Raw genomic sequence first — 21,428 nt, forward strand, 5'->3', positions numbered from 1 at the left:
ACGACGGCATGACTGATCCCGACCAGGCGAAGCCAACGTCCGAACGCCATGTACCGGTCCTCAAGGACCGGTGCATCAATTTGTTGGCCCCTGGCTTCGAGGCTGCCCGGAGCCGCGGCGAGACCCCCGTGGTGATCGACGCGACGCTCGGCATGGGCGGCCACTCCGAGGCCCTCCTGCAGCGCTTTCCCGACCTCCACCTGATCGGCATCGACCGGGACGAGGAAGCCCTGGCGCTGGCGGGGGCGCGTCTGGCGCCCTTCGCGAACCGGACCGACCTCGTTCACGCCGTCTACGACGAAATCCCGGACGTCCTCGCGGACCTGGGCTTCACCGAAGTCCACGGTGTGCTGATGGACCTTGGCGTCTCGTCCCTCCAGCTGGACGAGCGGGAGCGCGGTTTCGCCTACTCCTTTGATGCGCCCCTGGATATGCGGATGGACACCAGCCGCGGCCAGACTGCCGCCGACGTCGTCAACAATTACAGCGAAGAAGAACTCGTCCGGATCATCCGAAAATGGGGCGAGGAGAAGTTCGCCGGCCGCATCGCGAACAGGATCGTGGCCGCGCGTGCCGAAAAGCCCTTCACCACCACCGGCGAACTGGTCGAACAGATCCGGTCCGTGGTGCCCGCCGGTGCCGCCAAGTCCGGCGGCCACCCCGCGAAGCGCACTTTCCAGGCACTCCGGATCGAGGTCAACGAGGAACTGGACGTCCTGGAGCGTGCCATTCCGGCAGCCATCGCGGCCATCGCCCTCGGTGGCCGCGTGGTGGTCATGTCCTACCACTCCCTGGAAGACAAGATCGTCAAGGGCTTCTTCCAGGCCGGGTCGAAGTCCTCGGCCCCGCTCGGCTTCCCGGTCGAGCTCGAAGAGCACAAAGCCGAACTCAAAACCCTGACGAAGGGCACCGAGGTACCTACCGCCGCTGAAATCGCCGAAAACCCCCGTGCAGCCTCCGCCCGGCTGCGCGCCGTCGAACGCATCAAAGCCAGGAGAGCCGCATGAGCACCGCCGCCGTCAACAGCTACCCCGTTGCCCAGGGCGCCACTGCCCGTGCCCTGCCCGGCCTCCGCCCCGGCACTGATCAGACCCGGAAGGCGCGCACTCCGCTTTCTGTGGTCCGCTCCGTGCCCCGCAAGCGCCGCGCACCATTCGTGGTCCTCTGCTTCGGTCTCCTGGCGATTGCCCTCATGGCCGTACTGGTCCTGAACATCTCCGTTTCCTCCGCCCAGTACCAGTTGGTCCAGCTCCGCAGTGAACAGAGCACCCTGACCAAGCAGAACCAGGACCTCACCCAGCAAGTGCAGAACTTCGACGCCCCGCAGAACCTCGCGGCCAAGGCCGCGGAACTGGGCATGGTGGCATCCCTGGCCAAGGGCCAGATCGATCTCTCCACCCTCAGTGTCACCGGCAAGGCCAAACCGGCCGTCAAGGGCGATGCCCCGGGCGCCGTCATCGCCGCACCGGCCGTCGCAGGACAGCTCAACGTCGTTCCGCCTGTCACGGAAAATGAACCGCTGGCCCAGCGCAAGGCGGCGGACACCGTGCCGGCGCCGGCGGCTGCAAAGCCCGCTCCCGCGGCGGCACCTGCAAAGCCCGCTCCCGCGGCGGAGCTCCACGGTGGATCGGTTCCCGCCCCGGCGCAGAAGACCCCCGGGCAGTAACGCTCACTGACCACCAGCAAGGCAAGCAGCAAGGACTCACCGTGGCGAAGAACTCCGGCAAGGCAAGCAAGGCGAAAGCCCCAAACGCCACCCGGCGGCTCCGCTGGGGACTCGGCATCATGCTGGCGCTCCTGCTGGTGGTCGGCGGCAAGCTGTTCATGGTCCAGGGCCTGGACATTGGGGGCATGGCGGAGGCGGCCCTCAATAACCGGCTCACGCCCATAGAGCTGCCCGCGGAGCGCGGCAGTATCCTCGATTCCTCCGGCACGGTCCTGGCCAGCAGCGTCATCCGCTATAACGTCGTGGTGGACCAGACCGTCAACACCAAGACCGACTCGTTCCGCCGGCTCGAAACCATCAAGGGCAAGGACGAACTCGTCAAGGTCACCCGTGACCAGGGCATCTCCGAACTGGCCGGCGTGCTCGGCATGGACCGCGACGCGCTGCGCGATGCCCTGACCGGAACCCAGCGCTACTACATCGTGGCCAAGGACTTGAAACCGGACGTCGAGGACCGGGTGTCCAAGCTGCAGATTCCGGGCATTGTCACCGAAGGCACCAGCAAACGGGTCTACCCCAACGGCTCCGTGGCCGGCGGAATTGTGGGGTTCCTCAAGGACGGCACCACCGGGCAGGCAGGACTCGAACAGACCCAGGACGAGATCCTCAAAGGGACACCCGGCAAGCGCCTGTTCGAAATCGGCGCCGACGGACTGCGCATCCCCGTGGGCGTGGACGAGCTGACGCCGGCGATTAACGGCAAGGACATCAAGCTCACGCTGAATTCGGACCTGCAGTATTTTTCCCAGCAGGCGATTCAAAGCCAAAAAGACAAGCTCGGCGCCGAGTGGGGTGTGATTGTGGTCTCCGACGCCAAGACCGGCAACATCATCGCCATGGCCGATACCGACTCCCCGGATCCCAACGACCCCGGCAAGGTCGCGGCCGAGGACCGCGGCGTCCGGGCCGTCACCGCCTCCTACGAGCCCGGCTCGGTGGAGAAGATGATCACGGCCGCCGCCGCGATCGAAGAAGGCAAGTCCAGCCCGCTGGACACCTTCACCATTCCGCCCACCTACACCGTGGACGGGCAGACCTTCAGCGACGCGTTCGAACACGGCACCGAGCGCCGGACGCTGGCCGGAATTGTCGGCTACTCCATGAACACCGGCACGGTCATGGTGGGCCAGCGCCTGAGCAAGGACCAGCGCCATGACTGGTTGCGGAAGTTCGGGATCGGCGACGCCCCCGACATTGGACTCCCGGCCGAATCCAAGGGCATCCTGACCCCGGCTGACCAGTGGGATGGCCGCCAGCAGTACACCGTCCTCTTCGGCCAGGGCGTCGCCCAATCCACCCTCCAGACCGTCCGGGCCTACCAGAGCATCGCCAACGACGGAGTGATGCTCCAGCCGCGGCTGATCGACAGCTACATCAACCCGGACGGAACCGAGGAAAAAGTCCCGGCCAAGGCCCCGCAGCAGATCGTTTCCAAGGAGACCGCCAAGCAGGTCCGCGACATCCTGGAGAGCGCGGTGACCGAGGGCGAGATCAAGGAGGCCGCGATCGACGGGTACCGCGTGGGCGCCAAGACAGGCACGTCCGAGTCCCCGTGCGACGACGGCAAATCCGGCTTCTGCGGCTTCACGGCCTCCATGGTGGGAATGGCGCCCATGGACAATCCGCGGTTTATTGTTGAGGTGGTCCTGCAACGGCCCAAGGGAAGCATCTACGGAATCACCAACGGACCGGTGTTCCGATCGGTGATGAGCCAGACGCTGCGCACGTTCAACGTCCAGCCCTCCACCGGCGAACCTGCCCGGCTGCCGCAGTACGCCAAGTAGCGCCCGTTCCACCTGGCACCCGGAAGTTACCAGCCGGCGCCACTGCCCAGTGCCTGCCCGCCGGAGCCTATCTCCGTGCGCAGGTCCCGATTCATTCAGTGCCCGATCCACTAGCACCACAACGGAGATCCACTTGTCAGAGCTCACCGCCCCCGATGCTTCCGCGCCGTCCGGCCATGACGCCACCCCGGGCTTTCGGCCCACTGCGGTTGCCGCAGTGCCGCTGTCAGCCATCGGTGCGGCGATCGGCGTCGCCGTTCCCGGGGCATCCAGCTCCGTCCCGGTCACCGGGATCTCCCTGAACTCCCGGTCGGTCCGCCCGGGAGACCTCTACGTGGCCCTGCCCGGCGCCGCACGGCACGGGGCCGACTTCGTGTCCCAGGCCGTCGACGCCGGCGCCGTGGCGGTCCTGACAGACGACGCCGGAGCGCGCCTGCTGGCACTGGCCAATGACATCCCCGTCCCGGTGCTGCTGTCCGCCGAGCCGCGCAGCGTGGTCGGCCGGCTGTCCGCACTCATTTACCAGAGCCGGCCCGACGGCGCCGGGGCGCCGGCCCTCTTCGGCGTGACGGGCACCAACGGCAAGACCACCACCACCTACTTCATCAATGCCCTCTTGCGGGCGCTGGGCAAACGGACCGGGCTGATCGGAACGATTGAGATCCTGGCCGGCGGCGAGCCGATCCCGAGCCTGCTGACCACCCCCGAATCCACGGATGTGCACGCCCTGCTGGCGCTCATGCGCGAACGCGGGCTCGATGCCGCCTCCATGGAAGTTTCCTCGCACGCCGTGTCCTTCCACCGCGTGGACGGCGTGGTGTTCGACGTCGCCGGGTTCACGAACCTCACCCAGGACCACCTGGACCTGCACGGGACCATGGAGGAATACTTCCAGACCAAAGCCCGGCTGTTCACGCCGGAACGCGCCCGCGCCGCGGTGGTGACAATCGACGACGCCTGGGGCCGGAAGCTCGCGGCCGCCGCCGAAATCCCGGTCACAACCCTCGCCGCGGCCGGGACCACCGGCAGCGGGCAGACTGACGCAGACTGGACCGCGGACTGGACTGTGGCCCGGACTGCTCCGCGGGGCCTTGGCTCCGACTTCGTACTCAGGCACCTGGACGGCGCCGAGCTGCGCGTCCACACTGGCCTGCCGGGAGGCTTCAACGTCGCCAACGCAGCACTGGCCACGGTCATGGTGCTCGCCGGCGGCCACGAGCCTGCCGCCGTGCAGGCCGCCCTCGACGCCGCAGACCCCTTCACCGTCGCCGTGCCCGGCCGGATGCAGCTCGTCTCCACGGCCCCGGCGGCCGTGGTGGATTTCGCGCACAACCCCGACGCCCTCGAACGTGCCCTCGAAGCCGTCCGGTCCCCGGAGCCCGGGTCCAAGGTGATCATCGTTTTCGGCGCCACCGGACAACGCGACCAGAGCAAGCGCCCCGCCATGGGGGCCATTGCGGCCCGGCTGGCGGACACCGTAATTGTCAGCGACGACGATCCCCACGACGAGGACGCGGCGGCCATCCGCGCGGACGTCCTTGCCGGGGCCTTGGCGGCCAAGGATGACGAAGGCCTGGACTGCACTGTCCTGGAGGTCTTCCCGCGCGACGCGGCCATCGTGAAGGCCGTAGAGCTCGCCGGAGCCGGGGACACCATCCTCGTGGCCGGGCGCGGGCACGAGGTGTGGCARGAGGTCAAGGGAGTCAACCTGGCATTGGATGACCGGGTGGAGCTTCGGAACGCCTTGACAGCACGGGGATTCACCGTTCTCGAAGACCACCGGATAGAGTCCTAAACCGAGATGATTGCACTTACAGCGGCGGAAATCGCCGACATAACCAACGGCCGGCTCGCCGCGGAACCGGGAATTACTCCCGCATCCGTGGTGACCGACTCCCGCGAGGCCACGGCGGGTTCCCTCTATGTGGCCAAACCGGGGGAGAACGCCGACGGACACGACTTCGTGGGCGCCGCCTTTGACCGGGGCGCCGTCCTGGCACTCGTCGAGCGCGAAGTCGCCGACGCCGCCGGAACGAACTTTCCCGCCGTCGTCGTTGAGGACGCTGTCCTCGCCATGGGCGCACTGGCTGCTGAATCCGTCCGCCGGATCCGGGCCAGCCGCGCAGCTGCCGGCGCCGCGTTCACGGTGATCGGCATTACCGGTTCCGCCGGCAAGACCACCACGAAAGACCTGCTCGCCGGAATCTTCGCGGCAGCCGGCACTGAAGGCGCCACCGTTGCGCCGCAAGGGTCCTACAACGGCGAGATCGGCGTCCCGCTCACCGTCTTCAAGGCCGACTTCGACACCCGCTACCTCGTCATCGAGATGGGCGCCACGGGTATCGGCCACATCCAATACCTCGCGGACATGGTCCAGCCGGAGATCGGCGTCGTCCTCGGTGTCGGCTCCGCCCATGCCGGAGAATTCGGCGGTATCGACAACATCGCGGTGGCCAAGGGCGAACTCGTGGAGTCGCTCCCGGCCACGGGCACCGCCGTGCTGAACCTGGATGATTCCCGCGTCGCAGCGATGGCCGCCCGGACCCGGGCCCGCGTGCTCGGCTACACCTCCCGCGCGGCCGGCATAGGCCAAGACAACAGCGTCCAGACGGGCATGGCCCAAGCCGATGTGGTGAGGGCAGAGGGTGTGGAACTGAACGCCGACGGCCATCCAGAATTTGAGCTGTTCCTCCCCGGCGACTTGAGCCAGCAAGGACCGACCGAGTACCACGTTGCCGCCAAGCTGATCGGTGCCCATCACATGGCCAACCTCCTCGCGGCTGCGGCCGCGGCGCACGCGGCCGGCATTCCGGGCGCGCAGATCGCCGCCTCGCTCGGTACGCAGGCCGCCGCCAGCCGCTGGCGGATGGAGCGCACGGAGCGTCCCGACGGCGTGACAGTCATCAACGATGCCTACAATGCCAACCCGGAGTCCATGCGGGCGGCACTGCGGACGCTGGCCGAGCTGGGACGCGGCCGCCGCACCTGGGCGGTCCTGGGCGCCATGCTGGAACTCGGCCCGGATTCCATCCGCGAGCACATGGCAGTCGGCACCCAGGTGGTGCGGCTCAACATCTCCCGTCTCGTCGTGGTGGGCCGGGAAGCCCGGTCGCTGTATGTCTCCGCCATCAACGAGGGCTCCTGGGGCGACGAATGTGTTTTCGCCGAGACTGCGGACGAGGCCTACGAGCTCCTTCAAGCCGAGCTCCAGCCCGGCGACCTGGTCCTGTTCAAGTCATCGAACGGCATCGGGCTGCGCCACTTGGGGGATCGGATAGCATTACCCCCACATGCCACCAAGGACTCTCCCGAGCGATCTGCTGAGGGAACTGCCGCCACCGCCACCGAAGGGAGTGCACAGCTGTGATTGCACTGCTGATGGGCGCCGGAATGGCGCTGCTCCTCGCGTTTGTGGGCACCCCGCTGTTTATCCGGTTCCTGGTCCGCAAGGGCTACGGACAATTCATCCGGGACGACGGACCCACCTCCCACCACACCAAGCGCGGCACCCCGACAATGGGCGGCACCGTTGTGGTCGTGGCGGTCCTCGTCAGCTACGGGCTCACGCACCTGATCATGTGGATGATGAACCCGCACTCCCCGGGTCCAAGCGCCTCCGGGCTGCTCCTGCTGTTCCTCATGGTGGGTATGGGGCTGGTCGGCTTCCTGGATGACTTCATCAAGATTTCCAAGCAGCGCAGCCTGGGGCTGGATGCCAAAGCCAAGCTGATCCTCCAGGGTGCCGTGGGCATCATTTTCGCCGTGCTGGCGCTGAACTTCCCCAATGCCGCCGGCCTGACCCCGGCTTCCACCCAGATCTCACTGGTGCGGGATATTCCGTGGCTCAACCTGGCCTTCGCCGGAACCGTGCTCGGCGCCATACTCTTTGTGCTGTGGTCCAACCTGATCGTCACGGCCGCGACCAACGGCGTGAACCTCACCGACGGCCTCGACGGCCTGGCCGCCGGCGCTTCGGTCATGGTGTTCGGGGCGTACACGCTCATGGGCATCTGGCAAAGCAACCAGGCCTGCGGGTCCCCGCGCCAGGCCGGTGGCGGCTGCTACTCCGTCCGCGACCCCCTGGACCTGGCCCTGCTGGCCGCCATCCTGAGCGCGGCGATGGTCGGGTTCCTGTGGTGGAACACCTCGCCCGCGAAAATCTTCATGGGCGACACCGGCTCCCTGGCCATCGGCGGCGCCGTCGCAGCCTTCGCCATCCTGTCCCGCACCGAACTGCTGCTGGCCTTCATCGGCGGGCTCTTCGTCCTCATCACGCTCTCGGTCATCATCCAGGTGGGCTACTTCAAAATCACCAAGGGCAAACGGTTCTTCAAGATGGCACCGCTGCAGCACCACTTCGAGCTCAAAGGCTGGGCCGAAGTCACGGTGGTGGTCCGGTTCTGGATCCTGTGCGGGTTGTTTGTCGCCGCCGGCCTGGGCATCTTCTACGCTGAATGGGTGGTACTCCTGTGACCGGACCGATCCCCGCCCCGCTCACCACCTCACCCCGGCTGCAGGGCCTCACCACGTGGGACTCCGACTGGTCCGGCCTGCGCGTCGTGGTCACCGGCATCGGCGTCTCGGGCTTCGCCGCCGCCGATACCCTGATCGAACTCGGTGCCCGGGTGGTCGTGGTGGACGCCGCGACCAGCGCCAAAGCGCTGGCCCAGGCCGACACGCTCCGCATCGTCGGCGCCGTGGACGTCCTGCTGGGCGAAGAAGCCGTGGAGTCGGTTCCGAAGATCGACGGGCACAAGCCCGACCTCGTTGTCACGTCCCCGGGCTGGCGCCCGGACCAGGCCTTGCTCGCCGCTGCGGCGCGGGCGCACATTCCGGTGTGGGGCGACGTCGAACTCGCCTGGCGGCTCCGCGAACGCAAGGGCCGCAAGACCGCCGACTGGCTGACCATCACCGGCACCAACGGCAAGACCACCACGGTCGGCCTCACCGAGTCCATGCTCCAGGCCGCCGGGCTCAAGGCGATCGCCGTAGGCAACGTCGGGACCCCGATCCTGGACGCCCTGCGCGATCCCGTGGACTACGACGTCTTTGCAGTGGAACTCTCCAGTTTCCAGCTGCACTGGAGCCACTCGGTGTCCCCAGTGGCCAGCGTGTGCCTCAACGTCGCTGAAGACCACGTGGACTGGCACGGTTCGTACGCCTCCTACCTCGCCGACAAGGCCAAGGTCTACGCGAATACGCAGAAGGCCTGCATCTACAACGCCGAGCAGATCGAGACCGAACGCATGGTCGAGGACGCGGACGTGGTGGAAGGCTGCCGGGCCGTGGGCTTCACCACACTGACGCCGGCCATCAGCATGCTTGGGGTCGTGGAGGGGCTGCTGGTGGACCGCGCGTTCATCGCCGAACGCAAGGACAGCGCGGCCGAACTCGCCTCGATTGCTGACCTGGGGTCGGCGGCTCCGCGCCACATGGTGGCGAACGCTCTGGCAGCGGCCGCCCTGGTCCGGGCCTACGGCCTGGCGCCGTCGGCTGTCCGCCAGGGCCTGCTGGACTACCTTCCGGGAGACCACAGGATCCAGCCCGTGGCCCGCTATGAGGGTGTGCTCTGGGTCAATGATTCCAAGGCCACCAACCCGCACGCCGCCGCCGCTGCTTTATCCGCCTTCCAGAACGTGGTGTGGATCGCCGGTGGCTTGTCCAAGGGCGTGAATTACGACTCCTTGATCCAGGAACAGGGCAGCCGGCTCAAAGCCGTGGTCCTGATCGGCGCTGACTCCAGCGATCTGCAGGCCGCACTGAAGCGACACGCGCCGGATGTCCCCGTGATCCTGCCGGCCAAGGGCGAGACTGAAGACGTGCAGACTGCCGTAACGGCCAAAGCCGACGCAGGCCCTTCGCCGATTTTCGGTGAGACTGTGATGGCCCAGGCCGTTGCCTCGGCGGCGCAGCTGGCCGCCTCCGGGGACACTGTGCTGCTCGCGCCGGCGGCTGCTTCCATGGATCAGTTCTCTTCCTATGCTCACCGTGGCGATGCCTTCATCGAAGCTGTCCGCGAGCTCGTGGAAGGGCAGGCTCAGACCAGCGAGGAGTAACAATGGTCAGCACGCCCACACGTACGACGGCGGCACGACCCGCCGGAGGCGGTGCCACCAGTGGCAAGTCCGCCGGCAGCAGGACGCCTTCGGCTACCGCGTCAACGGCCGGCAGGCCCTCCGTCACCCCGGCAGCCCGGGTGCGTGCCTGGAACCGCGGATTCTGGTCGGCGCTCGAAGGCACCGGCAAGTCCCGCAACGGATCCACGTACTACCTGATCCTTGGCTCCACCCTGGCCCTGACGGCGATCGGCATCATGATGGTCCTCTCCGCCTCCAGCGTGGAAGCCATCGCTGCGGGGGAGTCACCGTACTCCGCTGCCCTCAAACAGGGCGGATTCGCCGCCATTGGCCTCTTCGCCATGTTTGTCCTTTCGCGCGTCAACGTCGCCTGGCTCAGGCGCGTGGCCTGGGGGCTCATGTTCTTGGCCATTGCGCTGTTGGGCCTGGTCCTCCTCGTGGGACGCAGCGCCCTGGGCAACCAGAACTGGATCGACGTCGGCCCGTTCACCTTCCAGCCCTCCGAAGCCGCCAAGCTTGCCCTGGCGCTTTGGATGGCCACGGTGCTTGACCGCAAAGCCAAGCTCCTCCAGGAGTGGCGCCACGCGCTCATTCCGGTCGTGCTCCCGGGCGCTATTGTGGTCCTTGGCCTCATCCTCGCCGGAAACGACCTCGGCACGGCCATGATTGTGATGATCATTGTGGCCGCCGCACTGTTCTTCGCCGGAGTCCGGCTCTCCTTCTTCGGCATTTCCGGGGCGTTACTGGCCATAGGCGCGACCGTCCTCGCCGTCACGAGCCCGAACCGGATGTGCCGTATCCTGTCATGGACGGGCCAGACCTGTGCCGATGGCTCCGACCTGAACTACCAGTCCACCAACGGTCTGTACGGGCTCGCGTCCGGCGGATGGTTCGGCGTCGGACTGGGCCAGAGCCGGCAGAAGTACAGCTGGATCCCGGAAGCGCACAACGACTTCATCTTCGCGATCATCGGCGAGGAACTCGGACTGGTGGGCACGCTCGTGGTCCTGGTCCTCTTCGCTATCCTCGGCACCGCCATCTACCGCGTCGTCGTCGCACAGCACGATGTCTTCCACCGCGTCCTGGCCGGCGCGATCATGGTCTGGCTGCTGGGCCAGGCCAGCGTCAACATGGCCGTGGTCACGGGGCTGGCACCGGTGATCGGCGTCCCGTTGCCCTTCATTTCCTACGGCGGCTCGGCCCTGCTGATGTCGCTGTGCGCAATCGGCGTCGTCCTGTCCCTGGCCAGGGCCCAGATGGACCCCGGCATGCAGCCGAAGAAGATGCTCAGGTTCGGCCCGGCCGCGTTCGCGAATTCCGTGCGGAGCGCCCGCGCTGCCCGGGCCACCAGCAATGCAGCCAGCCGATCCGCCGCCCGTGAAGCCTCCCGTCCCGCCACCAAGGGCGCCGGGAACGGATCCGGGAGCCCGTCTCGGAGTGCCGCCAAAAATTCATCGGCCAAAATCCCCAACAGCAAGAACCCCACCAGCAAGAACCCCACCGGCAAGAACCCCACCGGCAAGAACCCCACCAGCAAGAACCCCGCCTCCAAGAACCGTACGAAAGCGTAAACAGCCCTTCATGAACACCGAGTCGCCCTTGTCCGTGGTCCTCGCCGGCGGCGGAACCGCCGGTCATATCAGCCCGCTGCTGGCCATTGCCGGCGCCCTCCGGCAGTCCCGCCCCGGAGTGCAGCTCCTGGCTGTCGGGACTCCAGGAGGGATGGAAGAGCGGCTGGTACCGGCCGCCGGGCTGGACCTCGCCACCATCAGCCGGGTCCCGCTCCCGCGCAAGCCTTCCACGGACCTGCTCCGGCTTCCCGGGCGGATGGCCGGTGCCGTGAAGCAAGCGGGCTCCATCCTTGATGAGGCAGCCGCCGACGTCCTGGTGGGAGTCGGCGGCTATGTGTGCACGCCGATGTACCTCGCGGCCCGGCGCCGGAAGATCCCGATCGTGGTCCACGAGGCCAACACCCGCCCCGGCCTGGCAAACCGGGTCGGCGCACGCCTCGGCGCCCACGTGGCCGTCGCCTTCGCCGCGACCAAACTGGGCCGCGCGCGGCACGTGGGCATGCCCATGCGCCCCGAGATCTCCGGCCTCGACCGCGCTGCCGCCCAGGCCGGGGCGCGGCAGGCGCTCGGACTGGACGCGGACAAACCGACGCTGATCGTCACGGGCGGCTCCTCGGGCGCCCAGAGCATCAACCGGTCCCTCGCCGCGGCCGTCGGAGCCCTCGCCGACGCCGGCGTGCAGACCCTGCACATCACCGGTCGCGGCAAGTCCGTGCACGACGCCGACGGCAAGCCGCTCGCCGCGCCGGGCTACCGGCAGGTGGAATACGTGGACGGCATGGAAACTGTTTACGCCGCGGCTGACCTGCTGCTGGCCCGTGCCGGAGCCGCCACGGTCTGCGAGGTGGCCGCGGTGGGCGTCCCCGCCGTCTTCGTCCCCCTGCCCATTGGCAACGGCGAGCAGGCGCTGAACGCGGCGGGCCTGGTCGCGGCAGGCGGCGCCCTGATCGTCGACGACAAGGCCTTCTCCGCTGACTGGATCCGCGAGAACATCATTCCCCTGCTGCTGGACACGGACAAGCTGGCCCGGATGGCCGCCAGCTCCGAACAGCTCGGGATCCGGAACGCGGACCGGCGCATGGCCGATCTCATCCTCGAAGTCGCGTCCACAAACCAGCACGGCAGGAAGCAGTAAAGCAATGACCCAGCCCCAGCACGGAACCCGTTCCCTGGCATCCCTCGGCCGCGTCCACTTCATCGGCATCGGCGGCGTCGGCATGTCCGCCGTTGCCCGCATCATGGTGGCGCGCGGCATCCCGGTGAGCGGCTCCGACGCCAAGGCGCTGCCCGTCATGGCGGATCTGGCAGCCGCCGGGGCCCGGATCGCCGTCGGCTACGGTCCCGGGAACCTCGGCGACGCCCAGACGGTGGTCGCCGGCTCTGCGATCCGGCCCGACAACCCCGAGCTCGCAGCGGCCCGCGCCGCCGGGCTCCCGGTGCTGCACCGCTCCGAGGCGCTGGCCGCCACCATGGCGGACGACACCGTGGTGGCAGTGGCCGGAACGCACGGCAAGTCCACCACGACCTCCATGATCACGGTGCTGCTGCAGGGCGCCGGACTGGACCCGTCGTTCGCCATCGGCGCCAACGTCCCGGCGCTCGGCGTCAACGCGGCCCACGGCACCTCGGGAATCTTCGTCGCGGAGGCCGACGAGTCGGACGGCTCCTTCCTGAACTACCGCCCCACGATCGCCGTGGTGACCAACGTCGAGCCGGATCACCTGGACTTCTACGGCACCGCCGAGGCCGTCTACGCCTCCTTCGACAGCTTCACGGCCCTGCTCCCGGCGGACGGCGTCATGGTGGCCTGCGCGGACGACCCCGGGGCCAGGGCCCTCGCCGAGCGCACCCTGGCCCGCGGCAACACCCGCGTGGTCCTGTACGGGACGGCGGCCGACGCCGCCATCCGGCTGCACGACGCCGAACCGGGGCGGATGGGGATCTCGACAGCGGCCGGCACCTTCGGCGTCGAACTCCAGGTTCCGGGCCGGCACAACGCGCTCAACGCTGCCGCCGCCTTCGCCGTGGCGGTCGAACTCGGCGTCGCGCCGGAGACCGCGGCTGCGGCACTGGCCCACTTCTCCGGTGCCTCGCGCCGTTTCGAATTCAAGGGGGAAGGGCGGGGCGTCCGCGTCTACGACGACTATGCCCACCACCCCACGGAAGTCCGGGCCGCCCTGTCCGCGGCACGGGCCGTCGCCGGGGAGCATAAGGTGCACGTACTCTTCCAGCCCCACCTGTTTTCCCGGACCCGCGAGTTTGCGCGCGAGTTCGCCGAAGCCCTCAACACGGCGGACACGGCCTTGGTCCTGGACATCTATCCTGCCCGCGAAGATCCCATTCCCGGCGTCACCAGCGGGCTGATCGCCGAGCACCTGGGCTCCGGCGGCCGCCTCGTGGGACCGGGCGGGGAGGCTGTGGAGGCTCTGCTGGCGGACGCCGGACCCGGGGACATCGTCCTGACAGCCGGCGCGGGCGACGTCACGGCCTACGGGCCGCTGATTGTCGACGCCCTCACGGTCGAGGCCGCCGGTGCCTAGCACCAGGCGCCCCACCTACCGGGGCGGATCCAACGCTTCCGGAACCGGCTCCCGGCCGCCCGGCGGAGCGGGCACGGATGTCATTTCGGCGTCCAAGAACGCCGCGGACACGGCCGGCGGCAACGCACAGAACCCGCGGAACCCGCAGGGCACATCGGGCAAAGAGCCCGGCAACGTGCTCTCCTTCCCCGAGCCCAAGGGCAAACGCCGCCGGCGCATCGTGCTCAGTACCATCGGCATCGTGGCCGTGCTGATGGCGGGGATCGTCGCAGCCGCCGTGTACTCGCCTGTGCTCGCCCTGCGGACGGTCACGGTGGAGGGCACGAAGATGCTGAACCCGGATCAGGTTCAGGCCGCCCTCGCGCCGCTCCAGGGCAAGCCACTGCCGCAGATCAGCGAGGAGGAGGTCACGGCCCTGCTCAAGCCGCTGGTCCAGGTCAAGGACGTCACCGTGAAGGCGCTGCCGCCCGCCACCTTGCAGGTTCACGTCACCGAGCGCATTCCCGTGGCCCTGGTCAAGCAGGGCAAGACATTCCAGCTGGTGGACGTCGACGGCGTCCAGCTCAGCACCACCGCGGATGCCGCCACGGTATCGCTCCCGGTGATCGACGGCGGCAGCGGGACGCTGCCGAAGGACCTGTTCCAGGCCATCACCGCGGTGCTGGGGGCACTGCCGGCGGATGTGCTGGCGCGGCTCTCCAACGCCTCCGCCGCCTCCGCCGACGCCGTCGAACTCAAACTCGTCGACGGGCAGACAATCGTCTGGGGCAACGCGGGGGAGAAGGAGCTGAAGGCGCGGGTCCTTTCGGCCCTCCTGAAGGTCCCGGCCGATCCGAAGAACCCCGTCAAGGTCTACGATGTCAGCGTGCCCCGGCACCCTGTCACCCGGTAGCTGCGGCCACTTCCGCCGCGCTCCGGGACTCCGGACGTGGCGCCGGCAGGCACACGGATGCGTCCGCGCACTCGCCGAGGGGCGAGCGCGGGACGTCCAGCCGCCCGCGGGAGTACATACAGGGGCTATTTACCCGGTATTACCGCGACACGCGGCGCCGGTTATTGAATGTCCCCGGCATAGGAAATACCGTCACAGACATGAGTTACTTGACATAACTATAACCTTCAAGTCGAAGGTTAAGGTTCAAAGCTTCAAGCAGGACTCGACCAGATTTCGCATTAGTACACGAACAAGGGACACGTAACGTGGCAGCTCCGCAGAATTACTTGGCCGTCATCAAGGTCGTCGGCATCGGCGGCGGTGGCGTGAACGCAGTCAACCGCATGATCGAGGTCGGTCTTCGCGGCGTCGAATTCATCGCCATCAACACCGATGCCCAGGCATTGTTGATGAGCGATGCCGACGTCAAACTCGACGTCGGGCGTGAGCTGACCCGTGGTCTCGGTGCTGGCGCGAACCCTGAGGTTGGCCGGCAGGCCGCGGAGGACCACGCCGATGAAATCGAAGAGGTCATCCGGGGCGCGGACATGGTCTTCGTCACCGCCGGCGAAGGCGGCGGAACCGGTACAGGCGGCGCCCCCGTCGTCGCCCGGATCGCCCGTTCCCTTGGCGCCCTAACCATCGGCGTCGTGACGCGTCCCTTCACCTTCGAGGGCCGCCGCCGGGCCGGCTCCGCCGAGGCCGGCATCGACGCACTGCGCGATGAAGTCGACACCCTGATCGTGATCCCGAACGACCGTCTGCTCTCCATCAGCGACCGCAACGTCTCGGTCCTGGATGCGTTCCGCTCCGCCGACCAGGTGCTGCTCTCCGGCGTCCAAGGCATCACGGACCTCATTACGACCCCCGGCCTGATCAACCTCGACTTCGCCGACGTCAAGTCCGTCATGCAGGGTGCCGGTTCCGCGCTGATGGGCATTGGTTCTGCCCGCGGCGAAGACCGTGCCGTCAAGGCCGCGGAACTGGCCATCGCCTCGCCGCTGCTGGAGGCATCGATCGACGGCGCCCACGGTGTCCTGCTCTCCATCCAGGGCGGCTCGGACCTTGGCCTGTTCGAAATCAACGAGGCTGCCCGCCTGGTCCAGGAAGTCGCCCACCCGGAGGCCAACATCATCTTCGGCGCCGTGATCGACGACGCCCTCGGCGACGAGGCACGCGTCACCGTCATCGCAGCCGGCTTCGACGACGTGAAGGCCACCTCGCCGTCCATGGACCAGTCCCTGCCGGCCGCGCCGCAGCGGCCCGCGTCCGCCGCCCCCGCTCCGGCGCAGGCACCCGCCTCCGCCCCGGTGCAGCCGCTGCACGCCACTGTCGGCGCCTCCGGCTACGGCGGCTGGGGCCAGCAGCGTCCCTCAGCCATACCGGCTGACTCGGGCTTCGACGTCGACCTGCCGGCCGTCGTGGAGCCGGACCTGTCCGGCCGGCACTCCGATGACCTGGATGTCCCGGACTTCCTCAAGTAAATCGTTCTGCTTCAGCATGGCACCGCCGCCCGGCGGTGCCATGCTGCTTTGCGGCGGGTTACGGTGGATTGTATGAACGTAGGTATTCCGGACATGTCGATGGCGGTGTTGTGATTGTTTTGCTGGCGGGCTGAAGTCCGGCCGGGCGTGTGGGTGGCCTTCACCGACGCCGGAGCCGGGAACCTGGCACTGCATGTTGGCGACGACCCCGCGGCGGTCCGCCGCCGGCGCGCGGAGCTCGAAGCGGCCGCCGGGCTAGGTGGGCGATCCTTCCGGTACATGAACCAGGTCCACGGCAATGACGTCGCCACGATCGTTGGCTCCACGGCCGCACCGGCGGCAGCGGACGCCGCGGGCCAGGTTCCGGCAGCCCCCACGGCCGATGCCATGGTCTCCCTGACCGAGCCGCTGGCCGTCCTGGTGGCGGACTGTGTGCCGGTGGTACTGGTCGGCGAGGACGCTGCTGGGGCACCCGTCCTCGGGGTCGTCCATGCCGGACGGCCCGGCGTTGCCGCCGGGGTGGTGCCGGCCGCTGTGGCCCGCCTGCGGGAGCTCGGCGCGGACCGCATCAGCGCCTGGGTGGGGCCCTCGGTCTGCGGCCGCTGCTATGAGGTCCCCGAATCGCTGCGCGCGGACGTTGCCGCCACCGTGCCTGCCACCTGGTGCACCACGTCCACCGGCACCCCCGGCCTGGACCTGCCGGCAGGTGTCAGGAGCCAGCTGGAAGCAGCGGGCGTCGCGATCGAATACTCCGGGGGCTGCACCCTCGAGGACAACACCCTGTTCTCCTACCGCCGCAACAGCCACACCGGCCGCTTCGCCGGGCTGGCATGGACGGACGGGACTGACGGGACGCACGGGACGGACGGGAACAGGGCGCATGGCCATGACTGAGCCGGTGGACGTACCGGACACAAACACGTACAGGCCGGTCAACGTGCCGGGGGAGAGCCGGCAGGACGCGCTGGAGGGCCCGCGGCTTGCCCAGCTGGACGCGAACCTCTCGGCCGTCCGCCGCAGGATCGACGCCGCCGTTACCGCCGCCGGCCGCACGGCGACGCCACCACGCCTGATCGTCGTCACCAAGTTCCATCCGGCGCAGGACGTCCGGCGGCTGGCGTCGCTGGGCGTCACCGACGTCGGCGAAAACCGGGACCAGGAGGCCGCGGAAAAGGCGGCGCAGCTCGAAGACCTCGGCCTGAGCTGGCACTTCATCGGCCAGCTCCAAAGCAAGAAGGCCAAGTCCGTGGTGAAGTACGCCGCGTCCGTGCACTCCGTGGACCGGGAAGCCCTGGCTTCCGCACTCGCCAAGGCGATGGCAGCCGAAAGTGAACGCACCGGGCGCCCGCCCCTGGACTGCTTCATCCAGGTCAGCCTGGACGAGGCCTCCGGGGCGCACCGCGGCGGCGCAGCCCCCGACGAGGTCCCGGCACTGGCCGAGCAGCTGGCCGGTGCTGCCGGGCTAAGGCTCGCGGGCGTCATGGCCGTCGCCCCGCTCGGGGCGGATCCGGCGGCCGCCTTCGAAAATCTGGCACGCATTTCCGGGCGGCTGAGAGAACAATTTCCGGACGCCACGGGAATATCCGCCGGAATGAGCCAGGACCTCGAAGAGGCCGTCCGCTTTGGGGCGACACACCTGCGCATTGGCTCCGATATTCTCGGTCCGCGTCCGGCCCTGCGGTAAGTTCGAACGTATTGGAAGGTAATGGCGGGGATTCCAAGGCTATCTAGTCATTAAGCGGCCCGCTTACGGACAAGATTAGGAGTCGACCATGGCTGGCGCTCTGCGCAAGACAATGATCTATCTTGGGCTCGCCGACGGCGACGAACACTACGAGTCTGAGCACCCCACACCGCACAAGGATGAGGACGAATCCATGGAGCAGGACCGCGAGGAACGACGTGCGCCGGCGCCCGTCCGCGAGGTCCCCCGGGAAGAGCCTCACGCCGCTGAAGAGGAATATCGCGCACCTGTGACACCCATCAAGCGTGCGGCATCGAGCCGCGAAGAGACCACCGGACTCCGGCAAATCACTACCATCCACCCGCGGTCGTACAACGACGCCAAACTCATCGGCGAAAGCTTCCGCGACGGCATCCCCGTCATCATGAACGTCACCGACATGGGGGAGGCCGACGCCAAGCGCCTCGTGGACTTCTCCGCCGGACTGGTTTTCGGCCTCCGCGGCAGCATCGAACGGGTGACGAACAAGGTCTTCCTGCTCTCGCCGTCGTACATCGAAGTCATTGGCGATGACAAGAAGGTCAGCGAGACGCAGGCAAGTTTCTTCAACCAGAGCTAGGCCCGAATATTCGGTACGGATGCCAGGCGGGGACACCTGCCTGGCATCCCTGCGGAATTATCCGTGTTGAAATAGAAGTGACACTTTCCTTAGGACACTGCGGTATCCGGAATGAACATGGAGATATGAGTTAGCTCATGGGATTTGTTTTCGGGCTCGTCTATATCGCGCTGTTGCTATTTTTTGTGGCGTTGATCATCCGCCTGGTCTACGACTGGGTGCAGATGTTCGCCCGAAGCTGGCGGCCGCGCGGTTTGGCACTCGTGGCCGCCCATGCTGTGTATTCGGTCACGGACAAGCCCCTCAAGCTGCTCCGCCGGCTCATCCCGCCGCTGCGGCTGGGCGGAATATCGCTGGACATTGGCTTCCTGCTGCTGTTCGTGGCCGTCAGCGTGGCGATGTGGATCGTCAAGGGCCTGGTGTACGCCCAGCCTGTCGCAGCATGAGCCACCGGGCCGAGCAGGGGACTTGCCCGGGCCGAGGCCCAACCGAAAGAAACTCCGGTTTGACACTGCGGTGTTGAATTAGAGGAACCAGACCATATTTAGGTACCGTAGTTTTGACGGCCGGAAGGCCTACTGACTAACTAGACCAACGAGGTGACCAGATGGCTTTGACGCCAGAAGACGTTGTCAACAAGCGCTTTCAGCCGACCAAGTTCCGCGAAGGCTACGACCAGGACGAGGTTGATGACTTCCTGGACGAGATCGTCGTCGAACTTCGGCGCCTGAACCAGGAGAACGACGAGCTCCGCAAGAAGCTCGCCGAATCCGGCGCCGGCACGCCTGCCAGCTCCGCAGCCGCCGCACCCGTGGTGGAGAAGGTCCCGGCGCCCGTCAAGGCCGAGAAGGAAGACACCGCCAAGGCCGAGGCCGAGGCCAAGGCAAAGGCAGCAGCCGCTGAAGCTGCCAAGAAGAAGGAAGCCGAGCAGGCTGCCAAGGCAGCCCAGGCAGTCCAACCGGCACGTAACGCTGCCACCCCGGCTTCCGAGTCCGCCGCCGGCCTGCTGGCCATGGCGCAGCAGATGCACGACAAGCACGTCGCCGACGGCGAGCAGCAGCGGGACAAGATCATCGCTGAAGCCCAGATCGAGGCCAGCAGCCTTGTCAACGATGCGCAGGAAAAGTCCCGCAAGATCCTTGGTGCCCTCGAGCAGCAGCGCTCCGTGCTCGAACGCAAGGTCGAGCAGCTTCGCGGCTTCGAGCGTGACTACCGCTCACGCCTGAAGGCCTACATTGAGGGCCAGCTCCGTGACCTCGATGCCCGTGGCTCCGTTGCGGCCCCTGAGGTCGAGGCCAACAGCTAGGCAAAAGCCAAGTATTCTGAAAGTCGGTGGCTGAGGTTTCCTCGGCCGCCGGCTTTTCATTTTTCCGCAACGTGCCGCCACCGGTCCGGTGCACGGCGCTTGCCGGGTACCCGGCCCCCGGTCTCCGCACTGGCTCCCGAACGAAAGCCCTATGACTGACGCACCATCACCAGACGCCATTCAGCCTGTCGACGCGGCACAGCCCGTGCAGGCCCGGCCGCGCCGGGCCAAGCTGCTTGTCCTGTTCGCTGCCTTCGCGGTGTTCGCCTATGTGTTCGACCAGCTGACCAAGCTCTGGGTAACGAGCACCATGACTGAGGGCGAGCGGATCGCCGTTTTTCCACCGCTGCTGCACTGGTTCTACATCCGCAACTCCGGGGCGGCGTTTTCGATCGGCGAGAACGTCACGTGGGTGTTCACGATCATCATGGCGGCCGTGTCTGTCGCAATCCTGCTGCAGCTGCGCAAGCTCGGCTCGCTCTGGTGGGCGTTGGCGCTGGGACTGCTGCTGGGCGGCGCACTCGGCAACCTGACGGACCGGCTGTTCCGCGAGCCCTCGTTCGCAATGGGCCACGTGGTGGATTTCATCCAGCTGCCAAACTTTGCGATCTTCAACATCGCCGACTCGGCCGTGGTTTCCGCCGTCGTGATTATCTGCCTGCTCACCTTCCGCGGGATCTCCCTGGACGGCTCGCGCCACACGAAGGATACGGTGGCCAAGGATGTCTGAGAACACCCCGGATAACGCGACAGCCGCGGGGCCCTTGCGGTTCACCGTCCCGGAGGACCTGGCCGGTTCCCGCGTGGACGCAGGCCTGGCCAGGCTGATGGACATCTCCCGGTCCCAGGCGGCCGCCCTGATCGCGGAGGGCAACGTCTCCAGCGATGCCAAGCGGGTTGGGAAGTCGCTCAAGCTCACCCCCGGCACCGTGCTCGACGTCGTCGTGCCGGACCGCAGGGACCCCCTGGAAATCGTGGAGGAAGTAGTGGACGACCTGTTGATCCTGCTGGACGATGACGAGTTTGTTGTCATCGACAAGCCGGTGGGTGTGGCAGCCCATCCCTCGCCCGGCTGGGTGGGACCCACGGTGGTCGGTGGCCTCGCCGGTCTCGGCTACCGGATCTCGACGTCGGGCGCCCCCGAGCGCGCGGGCATCGTCCACCGGCTCGACGTCGGGACCTCCGGCGTCATGGTGGTCGCCAAGACCGAAAACGCCTACACCGTGCTCAAGCGGGCCTTCAAGGAACGCACCGTGGACAAGGTTTACCACGCCGTCGTCCAGGGCCTTCCCGACCCGCTGGCGGGAACCATCGACGCGCCCATTGGCCGCCACCCGGGCCATGACTGGCGCTTCGCCGTGATCGAGGACGGCCGTGATTCAGTGACGCACTACGAGGTCCTGGAAGCCTTCGGGAAGGCCTCGCTCGTGGAGGTGCACCTCGAAACGGGCCGCACCCACCAGATCCGTGTGCACTTCGCGGCCCTGCGGCACCCCTGCGCCGGTGACCTCACCTACGGCGCGGACCCGCGGCTGGCCGCCAACCTCGGACTGACCAGGCAGTGGCTGCACGCCCGGGAACTCTCCTTCGACCACCCGCGGACGGGGGAGCGGGTTACCGTCAGCAGCGAGTACCCGCAGGACCTGAAGTATGCGCTCGAGGTCCTGGAATCCGGGAACGCCTGAGCTGTCCGGCGCGGGCGG

General features: G+C 67.5%; 18 protein-coding genes and 1 pseudogene. All 19 read left to right on the forward strand.

Annotation, left to right across the window (positions count from 1 at the left end; all coding sequences use genetic code 11):
- The first annotated feature begins 8 nt into the window (after positions 1 to 8).
- The 19 genes and pseudogenes from rsmH (at position 9) to AC1D2F_RS16920 (ending at position 21,410) form a co-directional block, all read left to right on the forward strand.
- Positions 9 to 1,007 carry a 16S rRNA (cytosine(1402)-N(4))-methyltransferase RsmH gene (rsmH, locus tag AC1D2F_RS16830; RefSeq protein ID WP_229992567.1) on the forward strand — a complete coding sequence of 333 codons (999 nt, stop codon included), beginning with the start codon at positions 9 to 11 and terminating at the stop codon, positions 1,005 to 1,007.
- Positions 1,004 to 1,666 carry a cell division protein FtsL gene (ftsL, locus tag AC1D2F_RS16835; RefSeq protein ID WP_229992568.1) on the forward strand — a complete coding sequence of 221 codons (663 nt, stop codon included), beginning with the start codon at positions 1,004 to 1,006 and terminating at the stop codon, positions 1,664 to 1,666. Before rsmH ends, ftsL begins: the two co-directional genes overlap by 4 nt.
- Before the next feature lie 41 nt (positions 1,667 to 1,707).
- Positions 1,708 to 3,510, forward strand: coding sequence for a peptidoglycan D,D-transpeptidase FtsI family protein (locus AC1D2F_RS16840; protein WP_229992569.1), 1,803 nt, complete (start codon positions 1,708 to 1,710; stop codon positions 3,508 to 3,510).
- A gap of 133 nt (positions 3,511 to 3,643) precedes the next feature.
- The gene (locus AC1D2F_RS16845) at positions 3,644 to 5,305 is read left to right on the forward strand and encodes a UDP-N-acetylmuramoyl-L-alanyl-D-glutamate--2,6-diaminopimelate ligase (RefSeq protein ID WP_229992570.1); all 1,662 of its coding nucleotides are present in this window, start codon (positions 3,644 to 3,646) and stop codon (positions 5,303 to 5,305) included.
- Between the two features lie 6 nt (positions 5,306 to 5,311).
- Positions 5,312 to 6,877 carry a UDP-N-acetylmuramoyl-tripeptide--D-alanyl-D-alanine ligase gene (locus AC1D2F_RS16850; RefSeq protein WP_229992571.1) on the forward strand — a complete coding sequence of 522 codons (1,566 nt, stop codon included), beginning with the start codon at positions 5,312 to 5,314 and terminating at the stop codon, positions 6,875 to 6,877.
- A complete protein-coding gene (mraY, locus tag AC1D2F_RS16855) occupies positions 6,874 to 7,983 on the forward strand; it encodes a phospho-N-acetylmuramoyl-pentapeptide-transferase (protein ID WP_229992572.1) in 1,110 nt (369 codons plus the stop codon). Before AC1D2F_RS16850 ends, mraY begins: the two co-directional genes overlap by 4 nt.
- Positions 7,965 to 9,566, forward strand: coding sequence for a UDP-N-acetylmuramoyl-L-alanine--D-glutamate ligase (gene murD / locus AC1D2F_RS16860; protein WP_229992573.1), 1,602 nt, complete (start codon positions 7,965 to 7,967; stop codon positions 9,564 to 9,566). The genes mraY and murD overlap by 19 nt, the downstream gene beginning before the upstream one ends.
- Before the next feature lie 2 nt (positions 9,567 to 9,568).
- A pseudogene (gene ftsW, locus AC1D2F_RS16865) lies at positions 9,569 to 10,888 on the forward strand (putative lipid II flippase FtsW); the annotation flags it as partial.
- A gap of 280 nt (positions 10,889 to 11,168) precedes the next feature.
- Positions 11,169 to 12,293, forward strand: coding sequence for an undecaprenyldiphospho-muramoylpentapeptide beta-N-acetylglucosaminyltransferase (gene murG / locus AC1D2F_RS16870; protein ID WP_229994731.1), 1,125 nt, complete (start codon positions 11,169 to 11,171; stop codon positions 12,291 to 12,293).
- A 4-nt stretch (positions 12,294 to 12,297) separates the two neighbouring features.
- Complete coding sequence (murC, locus tag AC1D2F_RS16875; protein WP_364743865.1) at positions 12,298 to 13,698, forward strand: UDP-N-acetylmuramate--L-alanine ligase; 1,401 nt, start codon at positions 12,298 to 12,300, stop codon at positions 13,696 to 13,698.
- The gene (locus tag AC1D2F_RS16880) at positions 13,691 to 14,590 is read left to right on the forward strand and encodes a cell division protein FtsQ/DivIB (RefSeq protein ID WP_364743868.1); all 900 of its coding nucleotides are present in this window, start codon (positions 13,691 to 13,693) and stop codon (positions 14,588 to 14,590) included. The genes murC and AC1D2F_RS16880 overlap by 8 nt, the downstream gene beginning before the upstream one ends.
- A 308-nt stretch (positions 14,591 to 14,898) precedes the next feature.
- Positions 14,899 to 16,116, forward strand: coding sequence for a cell division protein FtsZ (gene ftsZ, locus AC1D2F_RS16885; RefSeq protein ID WP_229994728.1), 1,218 nt, complete (start codon positions 14,899 to 14,901; stop codon positions 16,114 to 16,116).
- A 114-nt stretch (positions 16,117 to 16,230) separates the two neighbouring features.
- A complete protein-coding gene (locus tag AC1D2F_RS16890; protein ID WP_476967224.1) occupies positions 16,231 to 17,010 on the forward strand; it encodes a purine nucleoside phosphorylase YfiH/LACC1 family protein in 780 nt (259 codons plus the stop codon).
- The gene (locus AC1D2F_RS16895; protein WP_229994726.1) at positions 17,003 to 17,800 is read left to right on the forward strand and encodes a YggS family pyridoxal phosphate-dependent enzyme; all 798 of its coding nucleotides are present in this window, start codon (positions 17,003 to 17,005) and stop codon (positions 17,798 to 17,800) included. The genes AC1D2F_RS16890 and AC1D2F_RS16895 overlap by 8 nt, the downstream gene beginning before the upstream one ends.
- An 88-nt stretch (positions 17,801 to 17,888) precedes the next feature.
- Positions 17,889 to 18,419: a cell division protein SepF gene (locus tag AC1D2F_RS16900; RefSeq protein WP_026266243.1), complete on the forward strand. Its 531-nt coding sequence runs from the start codon at positions 17,889 to 17,891 to the stop codon at positions 18,417 to 18,419.
- 137 nt (positions 18,420 to 18,556) lie between these two features.
- A complete protein-coding gene (locus tag AC1D2F_RS16905) occupies positions 18,557 to 18,865 on the forward strand; it encodes a YggT family protein (RefSeq protein ID WP_229994725.1) in 309 nt (102 codons plus the stop codon).
- 161 nt (positions 18,866 to 19,026) lie between these two features.
- Positions 19,027 to 19,725, forward strand: a complete 699-nt coding sequence (locus tag AC1D2F_RS16910) for a DivIVA domain-containing protein (RefSeq protein ID WP_229994724.1) — start codon at positions 19,027 to 19,029, stop codon at positions 19,723 to 19,725.
- A 151-nt stretch (positions 19,726 to 19,876) separates the two neighbouring features.
- Entirely contained in the window at positions 19,877 to 20,455 is a 579-nt protein-coding gene (gene lspA / locus AC1D2F_RS16915) for a signal peptidase II (protein ID WP_476967225.1), read from the forward strand.
- A complete protein-coding gene (locus AC1D2F_RS16920; RefSeq protein ID WP_229994722.1) occupies positions 20,448 to 21,410 on the forward strand; it encodes an RluA family pseudouridine synthase in 963 nt (320 codons plus the stop codon). Before lspA ends, AC1D2F_RS16920 begins: the two co-directional genes overlap by 8 nt.
- Positions 21,411 to 21,428: the final 18 nt, after the last annotated feature.

This window comes from Arthrobacter sp. P1_B3 (genome assembly GCF_056406615.1).